The 22,780-nt window shown below is 68.3% G+C and carries 20 protein-coding genes; 14 read left to right on the top strand and 6 right to left on the bottom strand.

Annotation, left to right across the window (positions count from 1 at the left end):
- Positions 1-50: 50 nt before the first annotated feature.
- A complete protein-coding gene (locus tag WG924_RS08185) occupies positions 51-1,211 on the bottom strand; it encodes a M20 aminoacylase family protein (RefSeq protein WP_345932526.1) in 1,161 nt (386 codons plus the stop codon).
- An 82-nt stretch (positions 1,212-1,293) separates the two neighbouring features.
- Here WG924_RS08185 and WG924_RS08180 point away from each other — a divergent pair, with 82 nt between their 5' ends.
- From WG924_RS08180 to WG924_RS08150, 7 genes are all read left to right on the top strand, one after another.
- A complete protein-coding gene (locus WG924_RS08180; RefSeq protein WP_345932525.1) occupies positions 1,294-1,815 on the top strand; it encodes a MarR family winged helix-turn-helix transcriptional regulator in 522 nt (173 codons plus the stop codon).
- A gap of 176 nt (positions 1,816-1,991) precedes the next feature.
- Complete coding sequence (locus tag WG924_RS08175) at positions 1,992-3,143, top strand: type 2 periplasmic-binding domain-containing protein (protein ID WP_345932524.1); 1,152 nt, start codon at positions 1,992-1,994, stop codon at positions 3,141-3,143.
- A 222-nt stretch (positions 3,144-3,365) separates the two neighbouring features.
- Positions 3,366-4,412 (top strand): zinc-binding dehydrogenase, encoded by a 1,047-nt coding sequence (locus WG924_RS08170; protein ID WP_345932523.1) that lies wholly within the window; start codon positions 3,366-3,368, stop codon positions 4,410-4,412.
- On the top strand, positions 4,409-7,186 hold the full coding sequence (locus tag WG924_RS08165) for an AMP-binding protein (protein WP_345932522.1): 2,778 nt from the start codon (positions 4,409-4,411) through the stop codon (positions 7,184-7,186). Before WG924_RS08170 ends, WG924_RS08165 begins: the two co-directional genes overlap by 4 nt.
- A gap of 100 nt (positions 7,187-7,286) precedes the next feature.
- A complete protein-coding gene (locus WG924_RS08160; protein ID WP_345932521.1) occupies positions 7,287-7,766 on the top strand; it encodes a TRAP transporter small permease subunit in 480 nt (159 codons plus the stop codon).
- Positions 7,763-9,067: a TRAP transporter large permease gene (locus WG924_RS08155; protein ID WP_345932520.1), complete on the top strand. Its 1,305-nt coding sequence runs from the start codon at positions 7,763-7,765 to the stop codon at positions 9,065-9,067. The genes WG924_RS08160 and WG924_RS08155 overlap by 4 nt, the downstream gene beginning before the upstream one ends.
- Positions 9,068-9,079: 12 nt before the next feature.
- Positions 9,080-9,511: a PaaI family thioesterase gene (locus WG924_RS08150; RefSeq protein ID WP_345932519.1), complete on the top strand. Its 432-nt coding sequence runs from the start codon at positions 9,080-9,082 to the stop codon at positions 9,509-9,511.
- Between the two features lie 19 nt (positions 9,512-9,530).
- Here the strand turns inward: WG924_RS08150 and WG924_RS08145 are convergent, their stop codons facing one another.
- Positions 9,531-10,433: a 23S rRNA (adenine(2030)-N(6))-methyltransferase RlmJ gene (locus WG924_RS08145; protein ID WP_345932518.1), complete on the bottom strand. Its 903-nt coding sequence runs from the start codon at positions 10,431-10,433 to the stop codon at positions 9,531-9,533.
- Positions 10,434-10,500: 67 nt separating this feature from the next.
- Complete coding sequence (locus WG924_RS08140; RefSeq protein ID WP_345932804.1) at positions 10,501-11,307, bottom strand: SDR family NAD(P)-dependent oxidoreductase; 807 nt, start codon at positions 11,305-11,307, stop codon at positions 10,501-10,503.
- A 186-nt stretch (positions 11,308-11,493) separates the two neighbouring features.
- On the opposite strand from WG924_RS08140, the gene WG924_RS08135 reads away from it, so the two are divergent.
- Positions 11,494-12,468 carry a LysR substrate-binding domain-containing protein gene (locus tag WG924_RS08135; protein ID WP_345932517.1) on the top strand — a complete coding sequence of 325 codons (975 nt, stop codon included), beginning with the start codon at positions 11,494-11,496 and terminating at the stop codon, positions 12,466-12,468.
- Here WG924_RS08135 and WG924_RS08130 read toward each other — a convergent pair.
- Positions 12,425-13,618, bottom strand: coding sequence for an alkaline phosphatase D family protein (locus WG924_RS08130; protein ID WP_345932516.1), 1,194 nt, complete (start codon positions 13,616-13,618; stop codon positions 12,425-12,427). The genes WG924_RS08135 and WG924_RS08130 overlap by 44 nt on opposite strands.
- Before the next feature lie 199 nt (positions 13,619-13,817).
- Here WG924_RS08130 and WG924_RS08125 point away from each other — a divergent pair, with 199 nt between their 5' ends.
- Positions 13,818-15,614: a monovalent cation:proton antiporter-2 (CPA2) family protein gene (locus tag WG924_RS08125; RefSeq protein ID WP_345932515.1), complete on the top strand. Its 1,797-nt coding sequence runs from the start codon at positions 13,818-13,820 to the stop codon at positions 15,612-15,614.
- Between the two features lie 21 nt (positions 15,615-15,635).
- Here WG924_RS08125 and WG924_RS08120 read toward each other — a convergent pair whose 3' ends face one another.
- On the bottom strand, positions 15,636-16,265 hold the full coding sequence (locus WG924_RS08120) for a carbonic anhydrase (RefSeq protein WP_345932514.1): 630 nt from the start codon (positions 16,263-16,265) through the stop codon (positions 15,636-15,638).
- Between the two features lie 271 nt (positions 16,266-16,536).
- Between WG924_RS08120 and WG924_RS08115 the strand changes: the two genes are divergently transcribed.
- The 5 genes from WG924_RS08115 to ugpC all read left to right on the top strand — a co-directional run bounded on the left by WG924_RS08115 (position 16,537) and on the right by ugpC (position 21,806).
- The gene (locus tag WG924_RS08115) at positions 16,537-17,274 is read left to right on the top strand and encodes a glycerophosphodiester phosphodiesterase family protein (RefSeq protein WP_345932513.1); all 738 of its coding nucleotides are present in this window, start codon (positions 16,537-16,539) and stop codon (positions 17,272-17,274) included.
- Positions 17,275-17,397: 123 nt separating this feature from the next.
- The gene (gene ugpB, locus WG924_RS08110; RefSeq protein WP_345932512.1) at positions 17,398-18,711 is read left to right on the top strand and encodes a sn-glycerol-3-phosphate ABC transporter substrate-binding protein UgpB; all 1,314 of its coding nucleotides are present in this window, start codon (positions 17,398-17,400) and stop codon (positions 18,709-18,711) included.
- 93 nt (positions 18,712-18,804) lie between these two features.
- Positions 18,805-19,692: a sn-glycerol-3-phosphate ABC transporter permease UgpA gene (gene ugpA, locus WG924_RS08105; RefSeq protein ID WP_345932511.1), complete on the top strand. Its 888-nt coding sequence runs from the start codon at positions 18,805-18,807 to the stop codon at positions 19,690-19,692.
- Between the two features lie 41 nt (positions 19,693-19,733).
- Positions 19,734-20,582, top strand: a complete 849-nt coding sequence (gene ugpE, locus WG924_RS08100; RefSeq protein ID WP_372045176.1) for a sn-glycerol-3-phosphate ABC transporter permease UgpE — start codon at positions 19,734-19,736, stop codon at positions 20,580-20,582.
- A gap of 84 nt (positions 20,583-20,666) precedes the next feature.
- The gene (ugpC, locus tag WG924_RS08095) at positions 20,667-21,806 is read left to right on the top strand and encodes a sn-glycerol-3-phosphate ABC transporter ATP-binding protein UgpC (protein ID WP_345932509.1); all 1,140 of its coding nucleotides are present in this window, start codon (positions 20,667-20,669) and stop codon (positions 21,804-21,806) included.
- Between the two features lie 31 nt (positions 21,807-21,837).
- On the opposite strand, the gene WG924_RS08090 is transcribed toward ugpC, so the two are convergent.
- On the bottom strand, positions 21,838-22,713 hold the full coding sequence (locus WG924_RS08090) for a mechanosensitive ion channel family protein (RefSeq protein WP_345932508.1): 876 nt from the start codon (positions 22,711-22,713) through the stop codon (positions 21,838-21,840).
- Positions 22,714-22,780 lie beyond the last annotated feature (67 nt).

Genomic DNA, 22,780 nt, shown 5'->3' with positions numbered 1-22,780 from the left:
TGTGTGCGCGCCAGCCGGGATCAGGCCAGCCGGGACCAGGCCAGTCGGGTTCAGGCCAGTCGGGCCTCAACCAGCCGCACCAGAGCGGTTGCCACGATCGGGATCAGACGATCGTCGAAATCGTAATGGGGGTTGTGGACCATGCAGCCACCTTCGCCCCCCTGGCCGAACAGCAGATAGGCGCCGGGGCGTTGCTGAAGCATGAAGGCGAAATCCTCCGCCGCCATCAGCGGGGCGAAGTCGGGCCGGAACCCGTCGTTGAACAGGCCGGCCAGAACTGATGCGGCAAAGGCGGTCTGGTCGGGATCGTTGATCAGCACCGGATAGCCGCGCTGATAGCTGACCTCTGCCGTCACGTCCCGGGCCGCGGCAACACCTTTGCAGACCCGGGTGAGGCCGCGTTCAAGCAGGCCGCGGGCCTCTTCATCCAGCGCGCGCACCGTTCCGCCCAGCCAGCCCGCATCCGCCACCACGTTATGCGTGGTGCCGACATGGATCTGGGTCACCGACAGCACCGCCGCCGCATGGGCGCTGACCTCGCGGGAGACCAGCCCCTGCAGGGCGCAGGCGGCTTCGGCCAGGGCCAGGGCCGGATCGCGGGTGGTGTGCGGCATGCCGGCATGGCCACCACGCCCGGTCATCACCACCTTGAACTCGTCGAAGGATGCCATCGCCGGGCCACTGCGGACGCTGGTGGTGCCGAAGGGCAGAAGCGGCATGTTGTGAAAGCCGAAGATGCTGTCGCAGGGGAAGCGATCGAACAGGCCGTCCTCGACCATCCGGCGGCCGCCGCCCAGGCCTTCCTCGGCCGGCTGAAAGATCACGGTCAGCGTGCCGCGAAACTGGCGGGTCTCAGCCAGGTGGCGGGCCGCCGCCAGCAGGCAGACGGTGTGGCCATCATGGCCACAGCCATGGAACAGCCCGGGATGGCGCGACGCCCATGGCCGCTCGCCTTCCTCGGTCATCGGCAGGGCATCCATATCGGCGCGCAGGCCGATCGACGGGCCGTCGCCGGCGCGCAAGGTGCCGACCACACCGGTCTCGGCGATGCCGGTGGTGACGGTGAAGCCCGCCGCCCGCAATTGCGTGGCCACGAAGGCCGCCGTGCGCTTTTCGTTGAAGCCGATCTCAGGATGGGCGTGCAGATCGCGCCGCCATGCGGTATGCGTCGGGTGCTGGTCGTTCAGGGCAGGGATGATCTGCGGGCCCATGGCATCGTGCCTCCGGGGTTGCGGGCAGGGCTGGATAGTCAATATAGTTTACTAACTGGATGATGAGGGCAAAGCAAGCGACATGGATGGCGACATTCAGGACTGGGAGATGCTGCGGGGCGACGATCTGGAGCATTTCCGGCAGCGCAATCTGGGGCGGCTGCTCGATGAGGTGCATATGGCCTTCGACCGCCGCGCGCTGCACTATCTGCGCGAGAGCGGCTATCCGATGCTCAACGCGGCCCATACCCATGTCCTCAGGACCATGCGGTTTGAAGGCGCCACCATCACCGACATGGCGGCGCGGGCCGGCATTTCGAAGCAGGCGATGAGCAAGCTTGTGGCCAGCTTTGAAGACCATGGCTTTGTGTGCTTCGTCGCCGATCCCGATGATGCCCGCAGCCGGATCGTGACCGTGACCGACGCGGGCGGCGTTCTGCTGGCGATGGGCATTCGCGCGCTGAAGCGGGCCGAAGCCGATATCGGCGCGGTGATCGGCGGCGACCGCCTCGACACGCTGGTGGAGTTGCTGTCGCTGGCGCGTGATGCCGGTATCGACACCTCGATCGGCCAGGGCGCCAGCCATCGCCGGCGGCGCAGCTAGAACGCGGGCCATGAGGCGCCGGCCCTCTGGTGTCGGCCCCGAGGCGCCGGGACGTAAGGCCCTGTGGTCCTGTTCGAAAATCACATAGTCAATATTGTTGACTTTCTTTTCGGGCTGGGCGCAAATGGATCATGCGATGCCGGAGCAACCGGCACCTATCCTGACAGGGAACTCTGATGCGCCATCATGCTACCGCGTTGCGCGGCCGCAAGCGTGCCCTCATGCCCGGGGGGCTGGCAGCCGGTCTTCTTGCCGCAGCCATGGCCGTCGCCCCCCCGGCGGCGGCGGACAGTTTCACCTATGGTTCGGGCGTGCCTGAACGCTCCGCCGCCAATGGCAAGGGCGTCCTGCCGATCCTGGACCAGATCGCCGAGGTCACCGAGGGCCGGGTCAGCTTCACGCCCATTCTGGGTGGTCAGCTTGTCTCGATCCCCAATGCCTTTGACGGCATTCGCGATGGTGTGGTCGACAGCGGCTTTTTCATCACCCAGTTCAGCGCCACCCAACTGCCCTATTCGTCGCTGATTTCGGAAATGACCGGTCTTGGCGGTGATCCCTATGCCACCATGGGGGCGATCAACGAAATTCTGTTCGTCGGCTGCCAGAACTGCCGCGACGAGATGCGGGTCGCCGGTATCGTGCCGCTGCTGATGCAATCGGCGTCGCCGCTCGCCACCATGTGCACCAAACCCGTTGCCAGCGCCGCCGATCTCGCCGGCCTCAGGGCCAGCACCATCGGCTCACCAGAGGCGCGCTGGGCCACGGCGCTGGGGATGACGCCGATGCGCACCAGCATCGTCGACATCCTGCCGGCCCTGCAACTGGGGCAGAGCGACTGCACCATCATCGGCACCTCGTGGATCCGCAGCTATGGTCTTGAGGACACGGTGAAGGGCGTGATCGACATGCCCCAGGGCATCATCGCAGGTGCGGCACCGATCACCTTCAACCGCGACAGTTGGGGCCGGATCGCCAAGGAGGATCAGGCGCGGATCATCGGGCTGATGCCGGCGGCGGTGTGGGATTATGTCACCAACGCCTATCTGCTGCCGGATGCCGAGGTGAAGGCCGCCTTGTCGGCCAGGATCCCCTTCGCGCCCGGTGATGACGAGATGCACCGGCGCTGGACCGGCTTCCAGGAGGGTGAGGTCGCCGCCCTGAAGGCCCTGGCGCGGGATCGCAAGCTGGCCGATGGCGATGCCGTCGTCGACCGGATGGTCGCGACCTTCCGGATCTGGCATGAGCGCCTGCTGCCCGCCTTCAAGGGCGACCGGGCGAAATTCGAAGCCGTTCTGAATGAGCGGGTGTTCTCGAAATACCCGTTCTGACGCAGCCGGCCTGAGCGCGCGCCCGCGCCGCGCGCCCTCCCCAGCGCCGCGCGGCCTTCCCCCCCCTCGCGCTTGGGCCGCTGCGTCTCCGCCGCATCCTCGCGGCCATCACATCCCCCGCCACAGGCAGTCCCCGATCGTGCCGCTGGTCAGACCGGCCGGCGCTGACGGGATGCCGCGCGCTGTTCTCTCCGATCTGTCGCCGCCCAGGAGCCGCCTGCCATGAAAGCCGTCTATTTTGAGAACCATGGTCCGCTCGACGCCCTTATCTATGGCGAGATCGACGATCCCGCCGTGCCCGACGGCTGGGTCAAGGTCAAGGTCGGTGCCTGCGCGCTCAATTATCTCGATGTGTTCTCGCGCCGTGGCATGCCCGGCATCAAGGTCGACCTGCCCGGCATCACCGGTGGCGATTGCGCCGGCACCATTGCAGCGCTTGGCGCCGGGGTGGAAGGCTGGGAGATCGGCGCGCGGGTGCTGATCAACCCGGCCCATGTCGACGACACCAGCGGCCATTTCGAGATGATGGGCGAGACCCGGCGTGGCGCCATGGCCGAATACTGCATCTGCCGGGCCGAGCAGTTGATCGCCATTCCAGACACGGTCGGCGACGATGCCGCCGCCGCGCTGCCGGTTGCCTATGGCACCGCCTACCGGATGCTGTTCACCCGCGGCAAGCTTCAGCCGGGGGAGCGGGTGCTGATCCTGGGGGCCAGCGGTGGTGTCGGCACCGCCTGCGTGCTGCTGGCCCGGATGGCGGGCGCGCATGTGATCGCGGCGGCGGGATCGGCCGGGAAATGCCGGCGGCTTGAGGCGCTGGGCGCGCACGAGACCATCGACTATTCGGTGGACAGGATCGACGCCTATACCCGTGCCAGGACCGGCTCGCTGTTCCGGGGCGGCGGCTATGAGGTGGTGGTGAACTTCACCGGCGGCGACAGTTGGGTGCCGTCGCTGCGGTCGGTGAAGCGCGGCGGCCGGCTGCTGACCTGCGGCGCCACCGCCGGCTATGCGCCGCCCACCGATATCCGCTTCATCTTCATGGCCGAGATGTCGATTCTGGGGTCGACCGGCTTCACCCGCGACGACATCGCGGCCTGCCTGGACCTGGTGGCCGAAGGCCGGCTCGATCCGGTGATCGACCGCGTCCTGCCCTTGTCGGAGGGGCGCGAGGCGGTGCGGCTGCTGGAGGACCGCGAGGTTTTCGGCAAGGTGATCGTCAGGCCCGACCTGGATGATGCCGATGCCACCGGCGCGGGTGCGGCATGACCGGCGATGTCCTGAACCAGACCGGTCCGGCGCCGCTGCCATTGCACCCCTTCCACGGCGCGGCCGATATCGCGGCCATCGAGCGCCGGCCGATCGAAGACTACCTCACCGGGCGCACGGTCACCGCCATGCTGGCCCATGCCGCCGGCCGCTTCGCCGGGCGGACCGCCATGCGCTATCTTGAGGCGCCGGCCGATCTCTCGCGGCCGCCGGTCGATATCGGGTATGCCGACCTGTTCGAGCGGGTGATGCGGGCATCGGCCCTGTTCCAGAGCCTGGGTGTCGGGCGTGACGGGGTTGTCGCCACCCTGTTGAGCGGCCTGCCCCAGACCCTGGAGATCGCCTGGGGCGCCGCCGATGCCGGAATCGCGATGCCGGTCAATCCGTTCCTCGATCCGGGCATCATCGGGGCGATGCTGGCACGGGCCGGCGCCGCTGTGCTGTGCATCGAGGGACCGTCCGGCCATGACGGCACCTGGGAAAAGCTGCCCGCGATTCTGGCCGCTGCCCCCTGCATCCGCCATGTGCTGGTGGTGGGCGAGGATGCCGGGCCTGTGGGCGGGGATGCGGCTGGGGGCCTTGCCCGCCATTACGAGCCCCTGCGTGATGCCATGCGCCCGGCCGCGGTCAACCGGCCCGGCGCGCCGGCGCCCGACGACATCGCCGCCTATTTCCACACCGGCGGCACCACCGGTCAGCCGAAGATCGCCCGCCTGACCCATCACAATATCGCCTGCATGTGCGTGATCGCCGGCTTCGGGGCCGGGTTGCGGGCCGGCGATGTGGTGGCCAACGGCATGCCGCTGTTCCATGTCGGCGGGCTGATGATGGGCGGGTTCACGCCCGTTGCCCATGGCTGCACCATCGTGCAGATGGGGCGGCGCGGCTATCGCGATCCGGCGGTGATGGCGGGCCTGTGGGCGATCGTCGGCGCCACACGGCCCGATGTGATGATCGGTCCGCCGACCGTGGTTGCGGCCGCCACCCAGACTTTTGATGGTCTGGCGGGTGCGACCGGTGTGCGCGGCTGGATTTCCTCGGCATCGGCCCTGCCGGTCGAGGTGCAGCGCCGCTTCACCGCCCGGACCGGCATTCCGATCCGCCAGGCCTGGGGGCTGACCGAGGCAACCCTGGTGCTGACCTACATGCCGGCCTCAGGTGATCCGGTGCCCGGACTGGTCGGGCTGTGCATGCCCTGGTGCACGCTGAAGGCGGTGCGCCTGACGCCCGACGGGCGGATCGCGCAGGAGATGCCGGCGGGGCAGCCGGGCACGATCATCGCGCGCTCGCCGGCGCTGTTCGCGGGCTATCTCGATCCGGCGGCCAATGCCGGGGTGTTGCTGCCCGATGGCTGGCTGAACACCGGCGATATCGGCCTGATCGATGCCGACGGCTTCGTGGCGATCACCGGCCGCGACAAGGACATCATCATCCGTGGCGGCCACAATATCGATCCGGTGATGATCGAGGAGCCGCTGAACGCCCATCCGGATGTGGCGCTGGGGGCCGCGGTCGGCCAGCCCGACGGCCGGGTCGGCGAGGTGCCGGTCGCCTTCGTGATGCTGAAGGTCGGGGTCGATCGCGACCCGGCGGCGCTGCTGCGTGAAGTGAGCGCCCTGATCCCCGAACGTGCGGCGATCCCCCGCTGGATCCGCATCCTGCCCCGGCTGCCGATGACGGCGGTCGGCAAGGTTCACAAGCCGACCTTGCGGCGCGAGGCGGCGCGTCTGGCCGCGGCCGCCCTGCTCGCGATCCGCGAAGAGCGGATCACGGCCGATGAGGGCGAGGGCGGGCGCATCCGCATCGGATTGCCGTTGAACGCGCAGGCGCAGGCCTTCGCCGAGGCCCGCGATCTGCTCGCCGAACTCGGCCTCGACGCCGTGGCAGATCTGCCCGCCAATGCCGTCACGGCGATCCTCGACGTCGACCATCTGATGGTTCGTGCCGGTGATGCGGTTGCCGCCGGCGACGGCTTCGCGCGGCTGGGTTTCACCGTCACCGCCCGCTCAGACATGCCCGGCCTGTGCAACCGGCTGATCTGTTTCGATGCCCTGATCGACGGTGCCTGCAATTACATCGAGATCATGGAACTGACCGATCCGGCCAAGGCGCCGCCGCCGATGCCCCGGGTTCTGGACGCGCCCGACGGGCCGGTCTCGACCGTGATGAGCACCACCGATGCCGACCAGACCGCACGACACCTGCAGGCGCTGGGCATGCGCCTGCCGCCGCCGCTCGGCATCACCCGCGACTGGCCGATCGGCGGCGGGGAGGTCATCTCGCCCTCGTTCCGTGTGGTGATCCCTGAGCCGGAGCAGGCGCCGTTCTACTGGAATGCCTGCCAGCATCTGACGCCGTGGCACTACATCCGGCCCGAGGTCATCAGCCATCCCAACCACGCCCGCCAGATGGTGGCGGTGATCGCCAGCGCCGCCGATCCGCTGGCGGCGGCCGCTGTCTATGGCGCGCCCTGGACGGCGCGGATCGAGGGCACCGACCCGGTTTCGGTGCGCGTGGGCGGCCCGGCGGCCGGTGGCCATGTGGCGCTTGTGATCTACAGCCCGCGCGCGCTGGCCGATGCCTTCCCGGGGGTTTCGGTCGCGCCCGGCCCCGACCGGCTGATCGGCTTCGTGGTCTCGACCGATGATATCGAGGCCAGTTTCATATGGCTTGCCGCCGCCGGTGCCGCACCGGAGCGCGGCGAACGTGGCCTGGTCGTGCGGCCAGAACACGCACAGGGCTGCCTGATGATCTTCGAGGCGATCGATGACTGACGCGGCGACCTCTTCCGGCTCAGGTCCACCCCGCTCTGATCCACCCCGCTCTGGTCCACCCGGCCTTCGGCTGATCGACATCACCGGCTGGCTGGGGGCCGTGGCCATCCTGCTGATGGCGGCGCATGTCTGCATGGATGTCGTGGCGCGCAATCTGGCCGCCACGCCGCTGACCGGTACCACCGAGGTCGTGTCCTACTGGTACATGGTGGCGATCGTGTTCTGCACGCTGGGCGGCGTTCAGGCCCGGGATGCGCATATCCGGGTCGATCTGGTCAACATCGCCATCGGACGGTGGCGGTCCGCCCCCCGGATCGATGGCGCGCTGACGGTGCTGACCGCGCTGCTGTTCCTGGCCGCCTGCCTCGGCCTCGTATTCTATACCGGCGATCAGGCCCTGACCGCGACCCTGCGCGCCGAACGGGTTGAATTCACCAGTCACGCCCTGCCGGTCTGGCCCGGCCGCTGGCTGGTCCCGCTGGGCTTCGCGCTCACCGCCTGGGTCTCGGCCTGTGATCTGGTCAGGGCGATCCGATTGATGATCAGGGCTCATGTCCCGGCCGGGCAGGGTGCCCGATGAGCCCGGTGCTGCAAGGCTGCCTGACGCTGCTGGCGATCCTGGTCCTGATCGGCCTGCGGGTGCCGGTGGGGCTGGTGCTGGGGCTATGCGCCTTCATCGGCACGGCGGCGCTGTTGCCGCTGCCGGCGGCGATCAGTGTCATGGGCCGCGTGCCTTATGAATTCACCGCCAGTTGGGAATTCTCGGCGGTGCCGCTGTTCCTGCTGATGGGCAACATCGCCTGGCGCAGCGGCCTGACCGACGGCCTGTTCCGGATTTTTGAACTGGGGCTGGCGCGGTTGCCGGGCGGGCTCGCGGTGGCGACCAATCTCGCCGCCGCAGGCTTTGGCGCCGCATCCGGATCCAGCCTGGCCACCACGGTCTCGATCGGGCGGATCGCCATTCCGCAGATGTTGAAAAGCGGCTATCAGCCGGCCCTGGCCGCCGGGGTCTGCGCCTGTTCGGGCACGCTGGCGGCGCTGATCCCGCCCTCGATCCCGCTGATCGTCTACGGCATTCTGGCGGAACAATCGGTGGCGCGGCTGTTTTTCGCCGGCATCGTGCCGGGCATCCTCACCGCCATCGCCTATACCGTGATGATCGTGCTGCGCTGCCGGTTTACTCCCGGTCTGGCACCGGCGGCAAGGCCTGTGGCGCAACCGGGCGAGGTTGGTGACCTGCTCCGGCGCACCTGGCCGCTGCCGGCGCTGGCGGTGCTGGTGCTGGGCGGTATCTATGGCGGCTGGTTCTCGCCTGCCGAAGCCGGCGGCGTCGGTGCGATGCTGGCCATGCTCTTCGCTGGTCTGCAAGGGCGGTTGCGGGCGGCGATGCTGTGGCAGGCCTGCGTGGATGCGGCCCGCACCACGGCGGTGATCCTGTTCATCGCCATCGGCGCCTTCATGCTGACCCGTTATCTGACCCTGACCGGCCTGCCGGCGGCGGTCGCCTCCACGGTCGCGGCACTCGACCTGTCACCGGTGCTGATGCTGGCGGCGATGGCGGTGGTGTTCCTGGTGCTCGGCATGTTCCTCGACCCGTTCGGGGTGATGCTGATCTCGATCTCGGTGCTGCTGCCGCTGTTCGAGCGGCTGGGCTATGACCTGATCTGGGTCGGCATCATCGTGGTCAAATATATCGAAATCGGCCTGATGACCCCGCCGGTGGGGCTGAATGTCTTCGCGGTCCGCTCGATCGCGCCCGACATCAGCCTGCCGGTCATCTTCAAGGGCGTGCTGTGGTTTCTGCTGGCCGAGGCGGTGGTGATGATCCTGCTGCTCGGCTTTCCCGGCCTCACACTCTGGCTGCCCGGCCTGCTGATCTGACGGAGCCCCCTGATGACCTTCGACGACCTGAAATCCCTGATCGCCTCGGCCGAATTCCACAAGACCCTGAGGGTCGAGCCGGTCGCGGCCGATGCCGAACGCGGCATCGTGGTGCTGCATCTGGGCTTCGACCCGGCCTATACCATCTTCGCCAAGGCCGGCAATTATCATGGCGGGGTCACCGCCTCGCTGGTCGACGTGGCCGGCGCCATGGCCTGTTCGGTGATGCTGGGCTATCCCACGCCCACCATCAATCTGCGGATCGACTATATGCAGGCGCCGCGCAAGGTGGATCTCATCGCCCGCGGAGAGGTGCGCCGCATCGGCAAGGCGATCGGTGTCGCCGACGTCACGATCAGCGATGCCGAGGGCACGGTCTATGTCATCGGTCGTGGCACCTTCAGCACCAGTGATCCGCGCGCCCCGCTGATGACACCGGGCTGAGGATGCGGTGCCGCCGCCGTCAGTCCCGCGTCAGTGCCGTCACGCTGGCATGGCCGGGGCGGGCCGGGTCGCGCGCCAGCCGCTGCGCGCACCAGTCGAGCAGCGGCGCCAGCCCCTCTTCGACCGGCCAGGCCGGGTTGATGGCGATCAGCCCGGTGGTCGTCAGGCCGGTTGCCAGGGCGCTGCCGGCCGTCAGGCCGCGCGGCACCACCGACAACTCGGCGCGGAGCGCGGTCACATGCTCGGGCAGGGCATAGGCGATCCGCGTGGCCAGGTCGTCGGCCGCCAGCACATCCTTGACCGGATACCAGATCAGATAGCTGCCGCTGGCCCAGCGGATCAACGCCTCCTCAATCGCGCGGCCCAGCCGGTCGAACTCGTCGCGGTCCTCGAATGGCGGGTCGATGATCGCCAGCCCCCGGCGCTCGCCCGGCGGCAGGCAGGCTTTCAGCACGCTGTAGCCGTCATGGCGCAGGGTCTCAACGCGGGGCCCCGGCCGGGGCGCACGGGCGGCCAGCACCCGGTCGAGCCGGGCGCGCACCGGATCGACGGTTTCGGCGGCGATCAGCCGGTCGCCCGGCCGCATCGCCAGCGCCGCGATCAGCGGCGACCCCGGATACCGCCGGCGCAAGCCGGTGGGGCCACGGCCGTCATCGACCAGATCCAGCACCGCGCGCAATGCCCCGATCAGCGCCGGCTCGCCCGGCTCCGGCCGGTCGGCCAGCCGGCCGATGCCGCCGGCCGCCTCGGCGCTGCGCAGGCTTTCGGGCGATTCCAGATCATAGAGACCGCTGCCGGCATGGCTGTCGATCACCACAAACGGCTTCGCCTTGCGCGCCAGATGGGCGACCGAGGCGGCAAGGGCCGCGTGCTTGACGATGTCGGCGAAATTGCCGGCATGGAAGTCATGGGCATAGTTCATCGAGGGGCGTCGGGCCTTCTGACAGGGGGCTTGCTTGACGGTGTGGGCGTATCGGTCCGTTCGTGGGTCAGCGCGCCACCAATGGCGTGAAGAACAGATGCGCGCCGCCATCCACCAGCAGGGTTTCGCCGGTGACGTGGGTCATGTCAACCAGGCCCAGAATCGCGCGGGCCACGTCTTCGGGCTCGGCCGTGCGGCGCAGCGGCGTGGTCCGCTCAAGTTTCGCCTTCTGGGCGTCATAGCGGTCGGCACCCATGCCCTCGCGCAGCCAGCGGCCCTGGATGAAGCCGGGGCAGACGGCATTGACCCGGATTTCCGGCCCCAGCACCCGGGCCAGCGACAGGGTCATGGTGTTCAGCGCGCCTTTCGATGCCGCATAGGCCACCGACGAGCCCACCCCGGCAACGCCGGCGATCGACGACACGTTGACCACAGCCCCCTGGCCCGACCGTTTCAGCGCCGGGGCGCAGGCGCGGGTCATCTGGAAACTGCCGACCACGTTCACGGCATACAGATCCAGGAAATCCTGTGCGTTAAGCCCCTCCAGATCGGCGTGGTCGCAGAACCGGGTGGTGCCGGCATTGTTGACCAGGCAGTCGATTCCGCCGAACGCCGTCTCGGCGCCGGCGGCGATCCGCCGGCAATCCTCGTCGCTGGCGATGTCGCCCATGATCACCACCGCCTGCCCGCCGGCCGCGCGCACCATGGCGGCGGTTTCCTCGGCGGCATCATGGCTGCGGGCGGCATTCACCACCACATTGGCGCCCCGCGCGGCAAAAGCCAGCGCCACCGCCCGGCCGACGCCGCTGCCCGACCCGGTCACCACCGCAACCATCGGCCGCGCCGTTTCCATGTCCCGCGTCTCATCCATCATCGTCACTGCCCGGCATCCTCCCAAGGGCGCGGCACGCGGTGCGATGTCCGCGGGCTCGTTGATCCACCAACGGTTATCGCCGACCCGGGGCTCAAGGTCCAGTCCCGGCCTCGCCAGCCCGCATCACCGCTGCTATCATCAATCTCTATGCTGACGACCGTATCATCACGGCTGGAGATGATGGCCATGTCGCCCCTCGACCTCGCCCGCGCCGGGCTGCCCGGCCGTCCCGATCCGGTGCTGCCGGCGATGGATGTCGACCTGCTGCGTGCCCTGGTCGCGGTGATCGATTGCGGCGGCTTCACCGCGGCGGCCGACCGGCTGAACCTCACCCAATCGGCGGTGTCGATGCAGCTCCGGCGGCTGGAAGACCGGCTGGGCCGCAAGCTGGTCGACCGCGAGCGCCGCGGCGTGCGGCCGACCGCCGATGGCGAGGTGCTGATCGGCTATGCCCGCCGCATCCTGGCGCTGAACGACGAAGCGGTGCTGCGCCTGCTCGACACCGGCGCCCGCGGCCGGGTGCGGATCGGTGCGCCCGACGATTATGCCAGCATCTTCCTGCCGCCGATCATCGCCCGCTTCGCCGCCGCCAATCCCCGGGTCGAGATCGAGGTACGCTGTGCCCTCAGCCCCGATCTGGAAGCCGAGATGGACCAGGGCGCCCATGATCTGATCCTGGTCACCCGGCGCGAGGGCCATGGCGGCGGCACCCTGATCCGCCGTGAGCAACTGGTCTGGGCGGCAGCCCCCGATCACCGCCCCGAAACCATGACCCCGCTACCATTGGCGCTGTTTCCCGATGGCTGCGCCTTCAGGCCCCATGCGCTTCAGGCCCTGGATCGCGCCGGCCGGCCGTGGCGGGTGGCACTGACCAGCGGCAGCCTGGCCGGCATTCAGTCGGCCGTGGCCAACGGTCTGGCGATCACGGCGCTGGCGCGCAGCACGGTGCCGGCGGGCTGGCGGCTGTTGGGCGCGGCCGAGGGATTCCCGCCATTGCCGGCGGTCGAGATCGCGTTGAAATCCGCCGGTCAGCCGTCCGAGCCGGTGCGGGTGCTGCTCCGCCACCTGCTCGACACCCTGTCGGTGCCGGATCCGACGCCTGACGGGCCGACGGCGGTCAGGCCAGATCCGCGATCCGCAGCACAGCCTGCCGCCGGGTGATGCCGCCGTCATCCACCACCGCCAGCGTCACCGTACCCTGCCACCAGTCGATATCGATCCGGCCCCAGTTCTCCATCGGCCAGACCCGCCCCAGCCGGTTGGGGCCCGGCTCGTCGGCGATCGCCAGATTGGGCAGGTTGACGCTGCTGGCGGTCAGCTCGGTCACCGGATAGGGCGGCCCTTCGGTCTCACCAGTCCCACCGGCGCTCGGGCCGGTGCGGTACAGCGCGCCCAGATGCCGGTCGCCCGACAGCAGCACCACGCCGCGCGCGCCGGTGTCGCGGATCAGCCGCCACAGCCGGGCGCGCTCATCGGCCATCAGCCGCCAGCTTTCCCAGCCATGGCCATCGGCGATCACCTGAATGGAACTGACCACCAGCCGCAGCTCGGCGGGCTGGCGCAACTGATCGGCCAGCCACGCCCATTGGTCGGCGCCCAGCATCGCCCGCCCCGGCCCCGACGGCACATAGCGGCCACCACCGGGCGCCTGGCCTCCCCGCGTCGGGATCAACGGGCTGCGGAAGCTGCGGCAATCCAGCAGGATCACCTGCACGCGTCGGCCCTCCGGCCCGGTGATCGCTGCATGGTACAGGCCCGCGCGACTCCGGCGCGGATCGTCGGCCGACACGTCCCAGAAATCCTGGAACAACGCCTTGGCCGCCGCTTTGTGGGGAAAATCGGCGCCGCCATCATTGATGCCATAGTCATGATCGTCCCAGATCGGCATCACCAGCCGGTCGCGGCGCAGCGCCGTGAACGCCGGCCGGGTAGCGGCCAGGGCATAGGCGGCGGCAAGCTCGGTCATCTCGGGGCCGCTGACATCGCCATAGACATTGTCGCCGGCGAAGATCGCGATATCGGGGTCGTATCCCACCACCAGATCCAGTGCCGGCGCCGGGCGGGCCTGATGAATGCACGACATCAGCGCCACCCGTGTCACCGGCCGCGCCGGCTGCGGTATCCGCGCCCCCGCCGGTGCCGGCAGCCCCGCCAGCATCAGCCCGGCGACGCCGGCCTTCAGGATACCGCGCCGGGGAATGGCGGGGGATGCGGCCGACTGCGCCGTGGCGGGCAGAACAGGGGTCGTGTCGGGGCGGGTGGGAAGGATCGGTGCGCGCAGGTCGGCGGAGCGCGGGGAACGGCTGGTCATGACACACCATGGGGTGCGGGGTGACGGGTGCCGGGGCATGATGGCACAGCACCACGACAGGGTGATGACGCAGGTGTCACAGCGGACGACGAGATGTGGCCCACAGGGTGCTGACGGTATTTTGCGGTTGACGCGGCGGTGCCCAACCGGTTCCTGATCATCTGATCCCGCCACACCTTGCCTTGAGAGCCTTCAGCCGATGACCGAACTCTCACCGCTGGTCGATATCGTCACCGCCCTTGCCGCCGCCGTGGTGATCGTGCCGCTGTCGATCCGGATCGGAGCCTCGCCGGTTCTGGGCTATCTGGCGACCGGGCTGGCGGTGGGGCCCCATGGCTTCGGACTGGTGGATGAAGGCCCGGCGCTGCATCTGTTCGCCGAATTCGGCGTGGTGTTCCTGCTGTTCTCGATCGGCCTGGAATTGTCGTTCGAACGCATGCGCGCCATGCGCCGGCTGGTGCTGGGGCTGGGCCTGACCCAGGTGCTGGTCACCGGCGCCATCGCCGCCGGCATCGGCATGGCGCTGGGGCTGGCGCCGGTGCCGGCTGCGATCATCGGTGGCGCGCTGGCCTTGTCGTCCACGGCCGTTGTGCTGCAATTGCTGGTGGAACGGGGCGAGCAGGTCACCCGCATCGGCCGGGTGGCGATCGCGGTGCTGCTGTTTCAGGATCTGGCGGTGGTGCCGATGCTGGCGGCCCTGCCGCTGCTGGCGGCACCCGGCGGCGACGCCTTGGCGGCGCTGGGGCTGGCGGTGGCAAAAGCCGCCGTGGCGCTGGTCGGCATCTCGCTGGCCGGGCGCTATCTGTCGCAGCCGGCCTTCCGGCGGATCGCGGCGCTGCGCAACCCGGATGTGTTCATGGGCGCCACCCTGCTGGTGGTGCTGGGCACCTCGCTGCTGACGGCGCTGGCCGGCATGTCGCTGGCGCTGGGCGCGTTTCTGGCCGGCGCCCTGCTGGCCGGCACCGCCTTCCGCCATCAGATCGAGGGCGATATCGAGCCGGTGCGCGGCCTGTTCCTTGGGGTGTTCTTCCTGTCGGTGGGCATGGGGGTCGATCTGGGGGTGGTGGTGGCCGAATGGCCGCTGGTGCTGGCGCTGACCCTGGGGTTGCTGGTGGTGAAGACACTGGTTCTGGCGGGGCTGGGCCGGGTCTTCGGCCTGCCCATGCCGCTGGCGGCACGCAGCGGCCTGCTGCTGGCCCAGGGTGGAGAATTCGCCTTCGTCGTCATCGGCACCGCTGGCGCGCTGGGGCTGGTGGCGGGGGCCGACGCGGCGCCGGTCACGGCCGCCGTCGCCCTGTCGATGGCGGTGACGCCGCTGCTGGACGCCATGGGCCGTCGGCTGGAGCGCCGGCTGGCGCCGCCGGCCGCCGCCCCCGCCGACCAGTTGGGTGAAGAGGCAGCCGACCTTGAGGCCCATGTCGTGATCCTGGGCTTCGGCCGCGTCGGGCGCACGGTCGCGCATGTGCTGGAGCACAGCCGCAGCCCCTATCTGGCGCTGGATCTCGACAGCGATCAGGTGGCCGATGGCCGGCTTCAGGGTCACAACGTGTTCTTCGGCGATGGCGCGCGCCGCGACGTGCTGCGCGCGGCCGGCATCGAGCGCGCGGCCGCGGTGGTGGTGACGGTCGATCACGCGGCGGCGGCCGAGCGCGCGGTGCGCGCCATCCGCCATGCCGCCCCCGGCGTGGCCATCGTCGCCCGCGCCCATGATGCCCATCACGCCGAGCGGCTGCGTCATGCCGGCGCCGGCCGGGTTCTGCCCGAGACGATCGAGGCGAGCCTGCTGCTGGCGGCGGCCACACTCGACGAGGTCGGCCGCGAGTCCGAGGATATCGAAGCCTGCCTGGGCCGGTTGCGCGCCGATGGCTATGCCCAGTTGCTGCCGCTGGTGGTGGGCCGCCGCACCGATGGCGATCACGATGGCGAGGCCGTCACCACCACGGCCCCTCCGGCGCCCCGCCGGCGGCGCTGGCTCAGGCGCGACCGGCGGGGGTGAGGTGCTGCCGTCCGCTCCGGGTCAGAGCGGCAGGAAGGCCTCGGCCTCGCGGTCATAGGCCAGGATGCGGGCATTGGCGATGTCGTAATACCAGCCATGCAGGCGGATGGTGCCGGCGGTCAGCCGGTCGGCGATCCAGGGGAATGTGGCCAGATTGGCCAGGGACACCTTGATCGATTCCAGCTCGCACAGATGCTGGTGCTCATGGGCATCGACATCGGCGTGGTCGTGCAGGATCCGCGCCCGGACATCGGCGATCTGCGACATCCAGACGTCGATGAAGTCGTTGTTGGGCTGGTCGGGGTCGCGCTGCACCAGGGCGCGGATGCCGCCGCAACTGGCATGGCCCAGCACCACCACATGCTGCACGCCCAGTCCGTTGACCGCGAATTCCAGCGCCGCCGAGGTGCCGTGGCGGGCGCCGTCGGGCTCAAACGGTGGCACCAGATTGGCCACGTTGCGCAGGATGAACAGATCGCCCGGATCGGCCGACGTGATCAGCGCCGGATCGACCCGGCTGTCGCAACAGGCGATCATCATCACCTTCGGTGTCTGTTCGCGGGCAAGCGATGCAAACAGTGTCGGGTTGTTGCGCATGCTGTCGTCCCGGAACCGCCGGAACCCTTCGATCACCTTGTTGAGCGCGTCCATTCCGTCTCCTCAGGGTCTTTACGCCGCGAACATGGCCGATATACGGCTTCTTATCCGTGATCCTAGATACCACCACAGCCCCGGTCGTGAAAGTCCGCGCGCCGTGCATGGAAGCACTGCCATGGCCGCGCGATATCACAGCCCAGTCATCGGGCTGCCACGAAACCGTCAAATACCGGGGGTACAACCCGGTCACGTCGGCGATCGTGGCCTGCCCGCCAGTTGAACCCTCGTCGATGCATCGGACCTATGCCTCATGAACACACATCCCATGTCGGATCCTCGCGTTATCGGCCATCGCGGCGCCAGCGGGTCCGCGCCGGAAAACACGCTGCCCGCCATTTCCCGCGCCGCCGATATGGGTGTGGCGATGGTCGAGTTCGACGTCAAGCTCACCCGGTGCGGAACGCCGGTGCTGATGCATGACGATCTGGTCGATCGCACCTCCGACGGCCATGGGCCGGCGGCGGGGTTCGATCTGGCGGCGCTTCAGGCGCTGGATGCCGGGCGCTGGTTCGACGACCGTTTCGCCGGCACCCGCGTGCCGACCCTGGCTCAGACCATCGATCTGCTGGTGGCGCGGGATCTGGACGCCAATGTCGAGATCAAGCCCTGTCCCGGACGCACGGCTGAAACCGCCCGGCAGGTGGTCGAGATGCTGATGCGGCTGTGGCCGGCGGACAAGCGGCCGCCGCTGCTGTCGTCGTTCGAGATCGAGGCCCTGGCCACGGCCCGCGACCTCGCCCCCGATCTGCCGCGCGCGCTGCTGTTCGAGACCCTGCCGAGTGCTGCCGAGATGGACCGGTTGACGGCCGATCTGGCGCCGGTGGCCGTGCATCTGTGGGAACGGCCGATCGACGCCGATGTGGTGGCGGCGGTCCATGGCCGCGGTCTGGCGCTCAGGGCCTGGACCGTCAACGACCCGACCCGCGCCGTTCATCTCGTCCGGCTGGGCGTCGATGCGGTGTTCAGCGATTTTCCCGACCGGATTCTCGACGCTCTGGCCTGACCGGCCGGCGGGGCTGGTTCCCGTCGGTGGTTGCGCTGTCGTCTCCGATCCGGTCGCCCGCCTCAACCGAACCGTCAGGATCGCCGGTGCCGACCCGGCCGGTCCCTTGCAGGGAGCGTCGACATGAACAAGACCTGGATCGTTGCCGCCGCCGTGGCCATGGGGCTCGCCAGCCCCGCCGCCGCCGCCACCAAGGTGGAATGGTGGCATGCCATGGGTGGCGAACTTGGCCAGAAGGTCGAGGAGATCGCCCGCAACTTCAACGCCACCCAGTCCGATTACGAACTGGTGCCGGTCTATAAGGGCACCTATGCCGAGACCATGACCTCGGCGATCGCCGCCTTCCGCGCCGGGCAGCAGCCTGCGATCGTGCAGGTGTTCGAGGTTGGCACGGCCACAATGATGGCGGCCAAGGGCGCCGTGAAGCCGGTCTATGAGGTGATGGCGGAAGCGGGCGAGCCCTTCGATCCCAAGGCCTATCTCCAGGCGGTGACCGGCTATTACAGCACCACCGACGGCCGCATGCTGTCGATGCCGTTCAACAGCTCGACCCCGGTCATGTATGTGAACCTCGACGCCGCCGCCAAGGCCGGCATCGATCCCAAGACCGATCTTGCCACCTGGGAGCAGGTCGGCGACTACATCAAGAAGGCGCAGGCTGCCGGTTATACCTGCGGTATGACCACCGGCTGGCCCAGTTGGACCCAGATCGAGAACCTGTCGGCCTGGCACAATCTGCCCTTCGCCACCAACGAGAACGGCTTCGCCGGCCTCGACACCGTGCTTGAGATCAACGGCCCGCTGCAGGTGAAGCATCTGGAGACCCTGGGCGAATGGCAGAAGACCAAGGCGTTCGATTACGGCGGACGCCGCAGCGACGCGCGGCCCAAGTTCATCTCGGGCGAATGCGTGCTCTATATCGACAGTTCGGCCTCGCTCGCCGGCATCCGCAACGCGGTGCAGGATTTCAAGTTCGGCGTCAACATGCTGCCTTACTGGGCGAGCGCGGTTGAAAAGCCCCAGAACTCGATCATCGGCGGTGCCACCCTCTGGGTGCTCAGCGGCAAGTCGGCGGAAGAATACAAGGGCGCCGCCAAGTTCTTCACCTATCTGTCCTCGCCCGAGGTTCAGGTCGACTGGCATCTGTTCACCGGCTATCTGCCGATCACCACGGCGGCCTATGAGCTGGCCAAGAAGCAGGGCGCCTACGACAAGAATCCGCTGGCCGAGGTCTCGATCCGTCAGATCAATCTGAACCAGCCGACCGCGAACTCCAAGGGTCTGCGCCTGGGCAATTTCGTCCAGATCCGCGACGTGATCGAGGAAGAGATGGAAGCGGTCTTCGCCGGCACCAAATCGGCCAAGGATGCGCTGGACAGCGCCAAGACCCGCAGCGACGACCTGCTGCGCCGGTTTGAGCGCACCGCCGGCAACTGATCGCGATCATCCGATCGGATCATTCGATCCGGCACCGGCATCTGCTGCCGGTGCCGGATCTGTTCCTGACGCCGATGGAAGCCTGCCTCACCCATGGCCAAACGCACCCTGTTTCGCGGCACCGCCCTGCCGCTCGCCCTGGTGGCGCCACAGATCCTGATCACCATCCTGTTCTTCGTCTGGCCGGCGGTGCAGGCGCTGAAACAGTCGATGCTGATCGAGGACGCCTTCGGCTTCGGCTCGGAATTCGTCTGGTTCGAGAATTTCGAAGCGGTGCTCGCCGATCCCGGTTATCGCCACGCCTTCGGCGTCACCGCCGTGTTCAGCACGGGCGTGATGCTGCTGTCGCTGACCGGCGGGCTGTTGCTGGCGGCGCTGATCGACGGGGTGACGGATAAGCGCACGGGCAGCCTCTACCGCGCCATGGCGGTGGCGCCCTATGCCATCGCGCCGGCCGTGGCCGGGGCGCTCTGGTTCTTCATCTTCAATCCCACGGTCGGCATCGGCGCCCATTGGCTGGATCTGGTCGGGATCGACTGGAACCACGTCCGCAACGGCGATCAGGCGCTGCTGCTGGTGGTGCTGGCCTCGGCCTGGAAGCAGATCGCGTATAATTTCGTGTTCTTCCTGGCCGGCCTGCAATCCATCCCGCGCTCGCTGCTGGAAGCGGCGGCGATCGATGGCGCCGGGCCGCGCCGGCGGTTCGTCTCGATCGTGCTGCCGCTCTTGTCGCCCACCGCCTTCTTCCTGGTGGTGGTGAACCTGGCCTATGCGTTCTTCGACACCTTCCCGGTGATCCACGCGGTCACCCAGGGCGGCCCCGGCGTCGCCACCGAAACCCTGGTCTACAAGGTGTTCAAGGATGGCTTCATCGGCCTCGACCTTGGCCGGTCCGCGGCCCAGTCGGTGATCCTGATGGTGCTGGTGGCGGGGATGACCGTGATCCAGTTCCGCTATGTCGAGCGCCGCGTTCACTACTGACCAGATGATCAGACCGATCCGAAGGAATTGATGCCATGGCCATGGTCGAAGGCACCGCGCGCTCCCGGGTGATCCGGCATGCGCTGATCATGATCGGTCTCGCGACCATCGCGTTCCCGGTTTATATGGCGCTGGTCACCTCCACTCACGAGGCCGCGACCATGGTGCGGGGGGTGGTGCCGCTGCTGCCGGGAACCGAACTGGTCGATACCTATTCGCGTGTGCTGGCCACGGGTATTCCCACCTTCGGCAGCATGTCGGTGCTGGCGATGCTGGGCAATTCGCTGGTCATGGCGCTTGGCATCGCCATCGGCAAGATCGTCATCTCGCTGCTGTCGGCCTATGCGATCGTGTTCTTCCGGTTTCCGCTGCGGACGCTGTGGTTCTGGATGATCTTCGCCACCCTGATGCTGCCGGTCGAGGTCAGGATCGTGCCGACCTTCCAGGTGGTCGCCGATCTGGGGCTGCTGAACAGCTATGGCGGGCTGGTGGTGCCGCTGCTGGCATCGGCCACCGCCACCTTCCTGTTCCGTCAGTTCTTCCTGACCATCCCCGACGAGCTGGTCGAGGCGGCGCGGGTCGATGGCGCCGGACCGATGCGGTTCTTCTTCGACATCATCCTGCCCCTGTCGCGGACCAACATCGCGGCGCTGTTCGTGATCATGTTCGCCTATGGCTGGAACCAGTATCTGTGGCCGCTGATCGTGACCAGCGATCCCGCCTATACCACGATCATGATCGGCATCCAGCGCGCGCTGTCGGGCAGCGACGAGCTGACGCCGTGGAACCTGGTCATGGCCATGACCATCCTGGCCATGCTGCCGCCGCTGGCGGTGGTGCTGGGCATGCAGCGCTGGTTCGTCAAAGGCCTGGTCGACAGCGAAAAGTAATACCGGCCTCGCAAGGCCGTACCGGCTTGGTCATGCCCACCGGTCATACCGTCCTGCCCACTCACTCCGGAAGAGTCTTACCCGATGAGCACGCTCACCCTGCGCGGCCTGCGCAAGTCATATGGCGACACCCCGGTCATCCATGGCGTGGAGCTGGACGTCGCCGATGGCGAATTCGTGGTGCTGGTCGGCCCGTCGGGGTGCGGCAAATCCACCCTGCTGCGGATGGTGGCCGGGCTTGAAACCGTGGGCGAGGGCCGGATCGAGATCGACGGCCGGCTGGTCAACGATCTGGAGCCGCGCGACCGCGACGTGGCCATGGTGTTTCAGAACTATGCGCTCTACCCGCATATGACCGTGTTCGACAACATGGCCTATGGCCTGAAGATCCGCGGCCAGAGCAAGGACCGGATCCGCGCCCGCGTCGACGAGGCCGCCGCCATGCTGGGCCTGGGGGATCTGCTGAACCGCAAGCCGCAGGCGCTGTCGGGCGGCCAGCGCCAGCGCGTGGCCATGGGCCGTGCGATCGTGCGCGAGCCCAAGCTGTTCCTGTTCGATGAACCGCTGTCGAACCTGGATGCCAAGCTCAGGGTGCAGATGCGGCTGGAAATCAAGCGCCTGCATCAGCGCCTGGGCGTCACCAGCCTGTATGTCACCCATGATCAGGTCGAGGCGATGACCCTGGCCGACCGGCTGGTGGTGATGCATGGCGGGCGGGCCGAACAGATCGGCCGGCCGCTGGATCTGTATCTGCGCCCGGCGACCCGCTTCGTCGCCGGCTTCATCGGCTCGCCGGCGATGAACTTCATGCCGGCGGCTATCGCGGCCGACGCGGTGCTGGTTCAGGGCGACCGCCCGATCCGGATCGATCCGGCGGCGGTGGGACTGGGCGGTATGACCGGGGATGACAAGAATGGCGTTCTGGGCATCCGGCCGGAAGACCTGCACCGCGCCGGCGCCACGGTGCTTCAGGGGGCGGCCACCCTGGACATCGCACTGGATGTGGCGGCGGTGGAACCGCTGGGGGCCGATACCCTGATCCATGGCCGGCCATGCAGCCCCTGTGGCGCCGCCCTGGCCGACCCGGCCGGAGAGGCGCGCGGCCTGATGACCGCGCGTCTGGCCGGGCCGGTGGATGCGATCGCCGGCAGCCGCCTGCCGCTTCAGGCCCGGCTGGACCGCCTGCACGTCTTCGGTGCCGATGGCCGCAGGCTGGGGGCCTGAGGCCGCAACCGGCCCACCGGATGCCGGCGGCTCAGCCGGCCATCTTCGGGTCGTCGATCACCTTGACCGCGATCTGCTTCGTGTCGACCAGATGCAGGTCGCGCTGTGGGAAGGGGATGCTGCAGCCGGCGGCTTCCACCGTCAGCTTGGCGCCCTTGATCATGTCCCAGCGCAGGTTCCAGTAATCGCCCAGCGTCGCCCAGATCCGGAGCGTGATGTCGACCGAGCTTTCGCCCAGATTGGTCACCATGGTCTGTGCCGCCGGGTCTTTCAGCACCCGGTCGTCGGCATCGGCCATGGCTTTCAGAGCGGTCAGCGCCGCGTCGATATCGTCGTCATAGGCAATACCCACCACCACATCCATCCGGCGCACGGGGTTGCGGCTGTAATTGGTGATCGCCTGCCCCCAGACCTGGCTGTTGGGCAGGCTCATATACACGCCATCGGCCATTTTCAGCTCGGTGGTGAACAGGCTGACATGGATCACCGACCCGGCACGGCCGCCGGCATCGATGAAATCCCCCACCCGGAACGGGCGCAGGAACAGCAGCATGATGCCTGCCGCCACGTTCGACAACGTGCCCTGAAGCGCCAGACCGATGGCAAGACCGGCGGCGCCCAGAATGGCGATGATGCTGGCGGTCTGCACCCCGAACTGGCCCAGCACGATCACGACGGTCAGGATGATGATCGCATAGCGGATGATGCTGGCGATGAACGGGCGCAGCGTCGGGTCGATGCTCGACAGCCGGCCCAGCGCGCGGCTTACACCGCGTTCGGCCCAGCCGGCGACCAGCCAGCCGCCGATCAGGATGGCGATCGCCCCCAGAACCGCCATGCCATAGGTCACGGCAAGGGCGCTCAGGGTGGTGACAACGGCATCGAGTTCCGTCGACATCTGCTCCATGCGGTCGGGCATCTTTCGGTCGGGGTGGACAGGGTGATGGCCGCCCTGTGAAGGCGGCCATCGGTTC

This window comes from Tistrella arctica (genome assembly GCF_039630945.1).
Taxonomy (GTDB): Bacteria; Pseudomonadota; Alphaproteobacteria; order Tistrellales; family Tistrellaceae; genus Tistrella; species Tistrella bauzanensis.
This window is presented reverse-complemented; position numbering and strand designations above follow the sequence as displayed.

What these genes read in the sequence shown, in the direction of transcription:
- WG924_RS08125 (WP_345932515.1), top strand. Translation starts at nt 13,818, where the DNA reads ATGACCGAACTCTCACCGCTGGTCGATATCGTCACCGCCCTTGCCGCC.
- WG924_RS08140 (WP_345932804.1), bottom strand. Translation starts at nt 11,307, where the DNA reads ATGATGGATGAGACGCGGGACATGGAAACGGCGCGGCCGATGGTTGCG.
- WG924_RS08175 (WP_345932524.1), top strand. Translation starts at nt 1,992, where the DNA reads ATGCGCCATCATGCTACCGCGTTGCGCGGCCGCAAGCGTGCCCTCATG.
- WG924_RS08165 (WP_345932522.1), top strand. Translation starts at nt 4,409, where the DNA reads ATGACCGGCGATGTCCTGAACCAGACCGGTCCGGCGCCGCTGCCATTG.
- WG924_RS08130 (WP_345932516.1), bottom strand. Translation starts at nt 13,618, where the DNA reads ATGACCAGCCGTTCCCCGCGCTCCGCCGACCTGCGCGCACCGATCCTT.
- WG924_RS08115 (WP_345932513.1), top strand. Translation starts at nt 16,537, where the DNA reads ATGTCGGATCCTCGCGTTATCGGCCATCGCGGCGCCAGCGGGTCCGCG.
- WG924_RS08170 (WP_345932523.1), top strand. Translation starts at nt 3,366, where the DNA reads ATGAAAGCCGTCTATTTTGAGAACCATGGTCCGCTCGACGCCCTTATC.
- WG924_RS08155 (WP_345932520.1), top strand. Translation starts at nt 7,763, where the DNA reads ATGAGCCCGGTGCTGCAAGGCTGCCTGACGCTGCTGGCGATCCTGGTC.
- ugpC (WP_345932509.1), top strand. Translation starts at nt 20,667, where the DNA reads ATGAGCACGCTCACCCTGCGCGGCCTGCGCAAGTCATATGGCGACACC.
- WG924_RS08090 (WP_345932508.1), bottom strand. Translation starts at nt 22,713, where the DNA reads ATGGAGCAGATGTCGACGGAACTCGATGCCGTTGTCACCACCCTGAGC.
- ugpA (WP_345932511.1), top strand. Translation starts at nt 18,805, where the DNA reads ATGGCCAAACGCACCCTGTTTCGCGGCACCGCCCTGCCGCTCGCCCTG.
- WG924_RS08185 (WP_345932526.1), bottom strand. Translation starts at nt 1,211, where the DNA reads ATGGGCCCGCAGATCATCCCTGCCCTGAACGACCAGCACCCGACGCAT.
- WG924_RS08150 (WP_345932519.1), top strand. Translation starts at nt 9,080, where the DNA reads ATGACCTTCGACGACCTGAAATCCCTGATCGCCTCGGCCGAATTCCAC.
- ugpE (WP_372045176.1), top strand. Translation starts at nt 19,734, where the DNA reads ATGGTCGAAGGCACCGCGCGCTCCCGGGTGATCCGGCATGCGCTGATC.
- WG924_RS08145 (WP_345932518.1), bottom strand. Translation starts at nt 10,433, where the DNA reads ATGAACTATGCCCATGACTTCCATGCCGGCAATTTCGCCGACATCGTC.
- ugpB (WP_345932512.1), top strand. Translation starts at nt 17,398, where the DNA reads ATGAACAAGACCTGGATCGTTGCCGCCGCCGTGGCCATGGGGCTCGCC.
- WG924_RS08180 (WP_345932525.1), top strand. Translation starts at nt 1,294, where the DNA reads ATGGATGGCGACATTCAGGACTGGGAGATGCTGCGGGGCGACGATCTG.
- WG924_RS08135 (WP_345932517.1), top strand. Translation starts at nt 11,494, where the DNA reads ATGTCGCCCCTCGACCTCGCCCGCGCCGGGCTGCCCGGCCGTCCCGAT.
- WG924_RS08120 (WP_345932514.1), bottom strand. Translation starts at nt 16,265, where the DNA reads ATGGACGCGCTCAACAAGGTGATCGAAGGGTTCCGGCGGTTCCGGGAC.